Source organism: Rhodopseudomonas sp. (genome assembly GCF_036404135.1).
GTDB lineage: Bacteria > Pseudomonadota > Alphaproteobacteria > Rhizobiales > Xanthobacteraceae > Rhodopseudomonas_A.
Genome location: NZ_DASWPE010000101.1, coordinates 1 through 8,583 on the forward strand (window position 1 = coordinate 1; position 8,583 = coordinate 8,583).

The 8,583-nt window shown below is 65.5% G+C and carries 7 protein-coding genes and 1 pseudogene; 2 read left to right on the top strand and 6 right to left on the bottom strand.

Annotation, left to right across the window (positions count from 1 at the left end):
• Window positions 1-329 precede the first annotated feature (329 nt).
• From VGC77_RS12785 to VGC77_RS12795, 3 genes and pseudogenes are all read right to left on the bottom strand, one after another.
• Window positions 330-1,028 carry a glutathione S-transferase gene (locus tag VGC77_RS12785; RefSeq protein WP_331171946.1) on the bottom strand — a complete coding sequence of 233 codons (699 nt, stop codon included), beginning with the start codon at window positions 1,026-1,028 and terminating at the stop codon, window positions 330-332.
• Between the two features lie 222 nt (window positions 1,029-1,250).
• Window positions 1,251-1,939: pseudogene (locus VGC77_RS12790) on the bottom strand (lectin).
• A 263-nt stretch (window positions 1,940-2,202) separates the two neighbouring features.
• Entirely contained in the window at window positions 2,203-3,189 is a 987-nt protein-coding gene (locus VGC77_RS12795) for a Tim44 domain-containing protein (RefSeq protein WP_331171947.1), read from the bottom strand.
• 261 nt (window positions 3,190-3,450) lie between these two features.
• Here VGC77_RS12795 and VGC77_RS12800 point away from each other — a divergent pair, with 261 nt between their 5' ends.
• On the top strand, window positions 3,451-3,714 hold the full coding sequence (locus tag VGC77_RS12800; RefSeq protein ID WP_331171948.1) for a hypothetical protein: 264 nt from the start codon (window positions 3,451-3,453) through the stop codon (window positions 3,712-3,714).
• Entirely contained in the window at window positions 3,711-4,268 is a 558-nt protein-coding gene (gene dcd, locus VGC77_RS12805; RefSeq protein ID WP_331171949.1) for a dCTP deaminase, read from the top strand. Before VGC77_RS12800 ends, dcd begins: the two co-directional genes overlap by 4 nt.
• A gap of 12 nt (window positions 4,269-4,280) precedes the next feature.
• Here dcd and cckA read toward each other — a convergent pair whose 3' ends face one another.
• The 3 genes from cckA to VGC77_RS12820 all read right to left on the bottom strand — a co-directional run.
• Window positions 4,281-6,842, bottom strand: a complete 2,562-nt coding sequence (gene cckA, locus VGC77_RS12810) for a cell cycle histidine kinase CckA (protein WP_331171950.1) — start codon at window positions 6,840-6,842, stop codon at window positions 4,281-4,283.
• A gap of 153 nt (window positions 6,843-6,995) precedes the next feature.
• Window positions 6,996-8,072, bottom strand: a complete 1,077-nt coding sequence (flhB, locus tag VGC77_RS12815; RefSeq protein ID WP_331171951.1) for a flagellar biosynthesis protein FlhB — start codon at window positions 8,070-8,072, stop codon at window positions 6,996-6,998.
• Window positions 8,073-8,082: 10 nt separating this feature from the next.
• A partial coding sequence (locus VGC77_RS12820) for a flagellar biosynthetic protein FliR (protein WP_331171952.1) occupies window positions 8,083-8,583 on the bottom strand: 501 nt, incomplete at its 5' end.

An 8,583-nucleotide genomic window follows, 5' to 3' on the forward strand; every position in this document is an offset into this window, starting at 1 on the left:
CCCCGTCAAAATCGAAGTGTCGCAAGACAGATCACACGAATTCCCGATTCTGGAATCCCCCCAGCAACACCCGAGTCAATCCGTCGCACCCAAGATGTGTGCATGCCTTAGTGCGCACGCAGGGACCCATAACCCCTGACGCGTGAGATGAGAGGTGACCTCGGCCACAGCGTCGAAAACGCAGCTCCTCGTCGTATGGGTCCCTGCGTGCGCAGGGACGACCCGGTGAGATGCAGCGATTTGTCGCGGGCGAGCGGCGCGCGGTCGATCCGGAGCGAGCACCTTCGCCGCAGCGTTCGATGATCATAGCAGCGTGCCCGCGGGCAGCCCTACCGATCCAGCGCCTTGTAATGGCGGAAGATGCCGTCCTCGTTGAAGGCGATGCGGCGCGGGCTTGCGAGATAGGCCGCGATGTTCGGCCGCGCCGCGACGCGGTCGTGCAACGCGACCAGGCCCGGCAGCTTGCGCTCGAAGCGCTGCATCCGCTTCGGAAAGGCGTAACACAACCCGTCGACGATCTGGAACAGCGACAGGTCGACATAGCTGACCCGCCGCCCGGTGAGATAGTTGCCGTCGCCCAATAGCTTCTCGAAATAGCCGAGAAATTTCGGCACCCGCTCGGCCCAGAATTCCTCGCTGCGTTTCTTCGCCGCCGCGCGCTGCTCCTCGTAATACAAGGTCGGCCCGAGCGGATGATGGGTGTCGTGGATCTCGACCACCAGATCGGCGATGGTAAGCTGCAATTGATGCAGCCACAGCCGTCCGGCTTCGGATTTCGGCGCAAGCCCATGGCGCGGCCCGAGATACAGCAGGATATTGGCGACCTGGGCGATCACGAGCGATCCGGCTTTCAGAAACGGCGGCGCGAACGGCGGGGTGTCGCCGCCCTCCAGCAATTTGGTCATCGCCGCCATGCCGCCGTCGCCGCGCGCGACGTCGCGATAATCGGCGCCGGCCTCCTCCAAGGCGAGGCGAACATATTCGCCGCGGCCCTGGATGCTCGGCCAGTAGTACAAATCGTAGCGCATCGTGCGTCCTCCGCTCACCGTGACCGCAACGAAATCAAACGCTCAACCCGTCATTGCGAGGAGCTCTCGCGACGAAGCAATCCATGGGCTGCAAGTGTAGCCCTGGATTGCTTCGCTATTCGGCCGGCGCTGCGCGCCGCCCTCGGCTCGCAACGACGCCCGCTGATTTTTCCGCTGCTTTTCAGTCAGCCGCTCAGCAGGTCTCAACGCCCGCGGCGAAGTTCAGTTCGTCGCAAAGCAGTACAACAGCCCGTCGCCGCCGGTGCTTTTGAGGTCGGCCTGCGAGCAGCCGCCGTCCGGGCCGCGCGACGGATGCGCCGCGTTCCAGGATTTTCCGGTCGGCAGCGCCGCCGGGCCGGTGATGTCGGAATGCCCCAGCATCGCCGCGCCCTGCACGCTACTGGTCCAGTTGTGGCAGGTGCGGTCGGTGTCCGGGGGAAACGCGGTGCCGTCGGGCTGGCTGCCGGTGAGAATGTCGTGGCGGTTCGGCTGATCGCCGAAGCCGTTGATCACCTCGCCCTTCTCATCGAGCGCGGTCAGCTTGGTGATGGCGTTGCCGCCGTGCAGTTCGGCTAAATCCTTGGCGATCAGGACGCCCTTGGCGTTCACGGCCCCCGGCCGATGCGGTCGCGGGCGTTGATCGCCGGCTTGCCGTCGGCCGCCTGGGTCGACAGGTAAGCGTGCCAGGTGCGCACGCCCGCCGGCTTGGTGCCGAGCCCGGCGGCCTGCGCCAGCTCCTGGCAATGATTGTCGGCGCCGGCGAGCCCGCCGAGATTGCCGCCATTGCCGATCGAAGCGCTGCTGACAAAGAAGCTGGTGGCGGGGGTTTGCGCCGGCGCCGCGGTCGCCGCCCAGGCGACAAGCGCGGCCGCGGTCAACGCGGTTTGAATCAGTCTGGACGTCGCCGTCATCGCACTCTCCGATTTGCTGCTGCTCGCATCACGCCGAGAGCTATCCCGGTTCTGATCGAATCAGAACCGGGATAGCTCGAGATTCTGATCTTGACGCGTTTTCTTCACGCGAACCGGGATTCACTGCGCTCGAAAACGCGATAGCGCCCCACCGGCGCGCCGGCCGCGAATGTTGCGGGGCGAGCCTAGCGCCGGGCTGCGGACAAAAAAATGGCGCCGCGGGCAAACCGCGGCGCCTATTGTCGTTATCGTTGCCGCAGCGCTCAGGTCTGCTGGATCGCCGACAATTCCCAGTCCGAGCCGCGGCGGCGGGCGAAGGTCCAGACCTCGGTGGCCTCGGTCGGCTGCTCGCTGCCCTCGACGATCTTGCCGGTGGCGGTTTCGATGGTCTTGTCGACCAGCGCAAAGCGCATCGCCACGCTGGCGTAGTCGGTGTCGCCTTCGCGCCAGGCTTCCGCGAGGTCGCCCTGCAACAGCTTGACGTTGGACACCTTGTTCTCGACGCCACGGGCCTTGTTGGCGGCGAGGTCGGTGCCGAAATACGACACCATTTCCGGGGTCGCCAGGGTGTGCAGATGGCCGATGTCGCCGTTCGACCAGGTGGTCTGGATCTCGCCGAGCAGCCGCTCGAACGCCTCGTAGTCGGCCGGGCCGATTTCCAGCGGTGCTGCGGTGGCGCCGATGCCGAAGCCGGAGCCGGTGCGATAGCTTTGCTGCGCGCCGGGGCCGACGTCGGGACCGGCGGCCGGGCCGGCATAGGCCGAGGCGGCGGCCGGAGCGGCGGCGTTGCGGCGCTGCCACCACGACATCGCCAGCCGCACCACGATGATGATCAGACCGATCTGCAGGATCAGGCCGAAGATCGAGGAGAGACCGCCGAGGCCGCTGAACATCCCGCCGCCGAACAGCATGCCGAGCAGGCCGGCGCCGAGGAAGCCGGCGGCAAGCCCGCCCAGCATGCCCATGCCGGGGCGGTTGAAGAAGCCGCCGCGCGCGGCGCCCGCGGCCGGCGCCGACATGCCGGGGCTGCCCGGCTGGGTCATGGTGCGGTTGAACGGTTGCGCAGCACTCGGCGCGGTCGAGGTCGACGGCGGCGCGGAGAAGGTGCGCGAGCCGCGCGACCCCGAGCTGGAGCCGCCGCCGATGCGGGCGTCGGCCGAGGAGGCGACGACGAGCATGGCCGGCAACGCCAGCGACAACACAATGGCGATGGCACCGGCGAGGCCGCGGGTGCGCTGGACGAATTTCATGGTCTTTCCCTCACTTCCCCGGCAGGGGGACGCGCCACTTAGATGGGCAGAGCTGCCCAAATGTGAAGCCGTCATAATGTCTCAGGGCTGCGGCCCTCGGTCGCGGGGCGCGCGCCATCGACACCGATCGGGCCGGAAAAGCGAGATTTTCGTCTGCACAACCTATTTGTTCACTTTTTGTTCAGTAACGAGGGCGACCTTTGGCCGACACAATGGGTTGGTGAATCACCTTGATTACAGCACGGCTACGGGAGAATATTGATGATGCGCCTCAAAGTTGAACAAATCGGCGAAGGCTTGCATCCCAGCGAGACCATCGTGTCGATCAGGACCCCCACAGGTTCTGAGCGCGTCGTGGTTTCCACCCGATCGATCGTTGGAGACTCCATCCCGGTGGGCTGGCCGCTGGGCAATAAAGACGCATTGACCTTGATTGAACTTCCCCGGGAAACCGAGACCGGATCTTGGCGCATCTGGGTTCCGTCTGACCAGCTTGTCGAGACCGAGGAGCGAATGCGGGCGTGATACTTACCGATCGGGAAATTCAAATAGGGCTCACTCGAAAGCAGATCGTCATCGATCCCGCGCCGCAATCCGACGCATATAGTTCGACGAGCGTCGATCTCACGCTCGACCCCGTTCTCACGCTGTTCGATGTCGGGGAAGAGTACGTCAAGAAAGTCGTCGATCCGACCCACGCTCAGTACAATACCGATCGTGCGCTGAAGGAACTGACCAAGTCCCATACGATCGATGCAAAAACCGGCTTCGATCTTATCCCGCGGCATCTCATCCTCGGCTGGACGAGAGAGTATGTCCGCCTCCCCATCGACGCTCGACTCGCGGCGCGGGTTGAGGGCAAAAGCTCCCTGGCGCGGATGGGCATTGGCGTTCATATCACCGCGCCGACCATTCATGCCGGCTTCGAAGGGCAAATCCGGCTGGAGATCGTCAACCATGGCCATCTGCCGATCACGCTGCGACCGGACATGAAGATTTGCCAGTTGATTTTCGAACAAACCCTCGGGACGCCGCAAAAGGGCTATCAAGGCCAGTTTTCCGGACAAGCCGCTAGGTAGCCGCCCTCGCCGCTACGCCATCGTCTCCTTCACCGTCGCCACCAGCTGGCTCAGCGTGAACGGCTTCGGCAGGAAGGCGAATTGCTGGTTTTCCGGCAGGCTCTTTTCGAACGCATCCTCGGCATAGCCGGACACGAAGATGATCTTCAGGTCCGGATTGCGGCTGCGCATTTCCTTCAACAGCGTCGGGCCGTCCATTTCCGGCATCACCACGTCGGACACCACGAGGTCGATGGCGCCGTTCTGCGCCTCGATGGCGTCGATCGCCTCCAGCCCGTTGCCGGCCTCGATCACGCTGTAGCCGCGCGAGCGCAGGCCGCGGGCGTTCAGCGAGCGCAGCCCCTCCTCGTCCTCGACCAACAGGATGGTGCCCTGCCCGGTGAGATCGGCGGCGCGCGGCTTGGCCTCGGGCTTGGCTTCCACCACGGCCGCAGCGACGGCCGCGGCCGGCTCCGGCTGCACGTCGCGCTCGGCGTTGTAGCGCGGCAGGAAGATGTGGAAGGTGGTGCCCTGGTCGGCTTCGGAAGCGACATAGATGAAGCCGCCGGTCTGCTTGACGATACCATACACCGTCGACAGCCCGAGCCCGGTGCCCTTGCCGACCTCCTTGGTCGAGAAGAACGGCTCGAAGATCTTGTCGACGATCTCGGCCGGAATCCCGGTGCCGGTGTCGCTGACGTCGATCCGCACATAATCGGCGGGCGGCATGCCCTTGTAGGACAGCCGCTCGGCCTCCTGCGCCGTGACGTTGGCGGTGCGCACCGTCAGCTTGCCGCCGCTCGGCATGGCGTCGCGGGCATTCACCGCCAGATTGACGATCACCTGCTCGAATTGCGAGACGTCGACCTTGACCGGCCACAGGTCGCGGCCGTGCACCAGGTCGAGCTTGACCTTCTCGCCGATCAGCCGGCGCAGCAGCATGGTCAGATCGGAAAGCGCGTCGCCAAGATGCAGCACCTGCGGCCGCAGCGTCTGCCGCCGCGAGAACGCCAACAGCTGCCGCACCAGCGTCGCGGCGCGGGTGGCATTCTGCTTGATCTGCATGATGTCCTGGAACGACGGGTCGGTCGGCTTGTGGGCGTTCAGCAGGAAATCGTTGGCCATCATGATCGCCGACAGCACGTTGTTGAAATCGTGCGCGATGCCGCCGGCGAGCTGGCCGACCATGTCCATCTTCTGCGACTGGTTGATCTGGTTTTCCAGGGTGCGGCGCTCGGTGGTCTCCAGCATGTAGACGATCGCGGCTTCGGTATCGCGCTCGTCCTCCTCGATCGCGGTGACGAAGAACTGCGCCCAGCGTTCGCGGGCGCTGTCGAGCATGGCTTCGACCGGCGGAATGTCGCCCTGGCCTTGCGCGGCGAGATTGATGGCGTCGGAGAGCTGGCCGCGCTCGCGGTCGCTGACCGCCGCCAGCACCGACTTGTTGACCGCACCGCCGGGATTGAGGCTCTGCGCCAATTTGGCGAAGCGGGCATTGCCGCGCACCACCGCGCCGGTCTTGTCGACGGTGGCGATCGCCATCGGGGTGTGGTCGAAGAACCGCATGAAGCGCACTTCGGCGGTGCGCTGCGGATCGGCGCGCTCGTCGCGCGCCCGGCTGATCACCAGGGTCCGCGACGCGCCGGGCTTGCCGTCGGCGCCGAACGCCAGCTTGTGGAACAGCCGCGCCGGCATGGTCTTGCCGTTGCGCATCCGCAGGTCGACGTCGAACACTTCGGTTTTGACTTCGCCGGGCATCGCCGAGATCGAGGTCAATAGCGAGGCGCCGTCGCCCGACATGATGTCGTTGAGCTTCAGCCCGCCGGAGCCGATTTCCGCCAGATCATGGCCGAGCCAGTCCGCCAGCGTGGCGTTGACATAGACCAGGTCGCCCGCGGCATCGACCGAGAAGAATCCGGCGGGGGCGTGATCGAGATATTCGATGGCGTGCTGCAGCTCCTGGAACACGTCCTCCTGGCGCTCGCGGTCGCGGGTGATGTCGGCCAGCGACCACACTGTGAATTTGGCCTCGCGCTTCGACAGCCCGAGCGGCCGCACCCGCATCCGCAGCCAGCGCCCCGGCGCGCCCTCGCTTCCCGCGACGCGGACCTCCTCGGTATGCCGCTTGGCTTCGCGCGACGCCTTGAGCAGCCGGAACACCGCTTCGGAGACGTCCGGATTGCCGATGAACACCCGTTCGACCGGGCGCACGTCCTGCAGCGTCGCGGCGCCGGTCAGGTTGAGGTAATTGTGGTTGGCATAGACGACGTGGCCGCGCGGATCGGTCACCGCCAGCCCGTCGAAAGCGTGGTCGGCCATCGGCCGCATCACCGGATCATCCGCCACCCGGTCGGCGAAGCGGACGATGCCGGCGGCAAACGCAAACAGCGTGAACAGCCCGACCATCGCCAACAGCGCCAGCGAACCCATGATATAGGGCTGCGCCGCGGCGCGGCCGAGCGTCATGAACGCCACCGCGGCGGCGACGATGGCGGCGGCGATCAGCAACACCAGCACGATGCTACCGCTGCGCCGGGCCGGCTCCTGGGCGGCCAAGGGATCGCCGGGCGGATCGTTGGTGGCGTCGGTGGTCATGAGACTGTGCACATCCCGTCGATGGCGGCGCAAAAGCCGCGCGCGCCTGGCCCTGAGTGCCTGAATCGGAGCCGCGAGCGCAAGCGGATCATAGCCCGATCGCGGGGTTTTTGCCGGTTTTGCGGCGTCGGCGGCGCGGCGCCGCCGCCGATCTCACCGTCGCCGGCCGGACAGGCCGCGCTTCAGGCCCATCACATAGCCGATGATCTCGGCGACCGCGTGATAGTGCTCGACCGGGATCTCCTCGTCGATCTTCACCGTGGCATAGAGCGCGCGGGCCAGCGGCACGTTTTCGATGATCGGCACGTCGTGCGCCTTGGCGATCTCGCGGATCTTGAACGCCACCGAATCCACGCCCTTGGCGACGCAGATCGGCGCCGACATGCCGTTTTCGTAGGACAACGCCACCGAATAGTGGGTCGGGTTGGTAATCACCACCGAGGCCTTGGGCACCGCCGCCATCATCCGCTTGCGCATCCGCTGGTGGCGGATCTGCCGGATCCGGCCCTTGATGTGGGGATCGCCTTCCGACTGCTTGTGCTCTTCCTTGACCTCCTGCAGCGACATCTTCTGCTTTTCGTACCAGGTGCGGTACTGGAAGAAGAAGTCGGCAATCGCTACCGCCGCCAGCATCGCCACCACCGCGGCCATCAGCTTCAAGGTCAGCGCGATGGTGACGCCCATGATGGCGCCGACGTCGAGCTTGATCATGGCGTCGAGCCGGAACCGCTCCGGCCACAGGATCGCCACCATCACCGCGCCGAGCGCGATCACCTTGAACAGCCCCTTGAGGAAATTCGCCGCCGCCTGCTTGCCGAACAATCGCTTGGCGCCGGCGATCGGCGACACCTTGCTGAATTTCGGCTTCAGCCCCTCCGCCGAGAACACCAAGCGGTGCTGCAACAGATTGCCGGCCAAGGCGGCGATCATCAGCATCAGGAACGGCACGCCGAGCGCTGCGATGGTGGCGTAGAGCAGGCTCTGGGTCAGCGCCAGCAATCCAGCGCCGTCGGTGCGGATCATCCAGGAATTTTCGATCAGGTTGCGCAGCGGGTTCTGCAGCCCGCTGCCGACCGAGGCCGAGAACGACGACAGCACCAAGGTCGCGCCGGCGATCATGAACCAGGTATTGACCTCCTGGCTTTTGGCGACGTCGCCGCGGTCGTGAGCGTCGTCGAGACGCTTTTGCGTAGGGTCTTGGGTTTTTTCCGAGGAATCGTCGTCGGCCATGCTCAGCCCTTCACAGTCCGGGGACCAGCTGGTGCATCACGCCGACGAAGTAATCCATGAAGGTGCCCATCATCGTCGCCAGCACCGCGCCGAAGATCAGAAAGCCGGCGAAAATCGACAGCGGCACGCCGACGAAATACACCTGCATCTGCGGCATCAGCCGCGCCAGCACGCCGAGCCCGATGTTGAACACCAGGCCGAACACCAAAAACGGCGCCGACAGCTGCATGCCGATCTTGAAGGCGGCGGCGAAGGCCTGGGTGGCGAGCTGGGCGACGTCGCCGCTCGACATCAGCTCGCCCGGTGAAAAGATCCGGTAGCTGTCGTTCAGCGCGGCGATCACCAGGTGATGGGTGTCGGTGGCGAACAACAGCGTCAGCCCGAGCAGCGTGAGGAAATTGCCGATCACCGCGCCCTGCTGGCCCTGGGTCGGATCGACCGAGGTGACGAAGCCGAGGCCAAGTTGTTGCGCGATCACCGAGCCCGCGACCTGCAGCGCCGACAGCGTCAC

What these genes read in the sequence shown, in the direction of transcription:
- VGC77_RS12785 (WP_331171946.1), bottom strand. Translation starts at nt 1,028, where the DNA reads ATGCGCTACGATTTGTACTACTGGCCGAGCATCCAGGGCCGCGGCGAA.
- VGC77_RS12795 (WP_331171947.1), bottom strand. Translation starts at nt 3,189, where the DNA reads ATGAAATTCGTCCAGCGCACCCGCGGCCTCGCCGGTGCCATCGCCATT.
- cckA (WP_331171950.1), bottom strand. Translation starts at nt 6,842, where the DNA reads ATGACCACCGACGCCACCAACGATCCGCCCGGCGATCCCTTGGCCGCC.
- VGC77_RS12800 (WP_331171948.1), top strand. Translation starts at nt 3,451, where the DNA reads ATGATGCGCCTCAAAGTTGAACAAATCGGCGAAGGCTTGCATCCCAGC.
- flhB (WP_331171951.1), bottom strand. Translation starts at nt 8,072, where the DNA reads ATGGCCGACGACGATTCCTCGGAAAAAACCCAAGACCCTACGCAAAAG.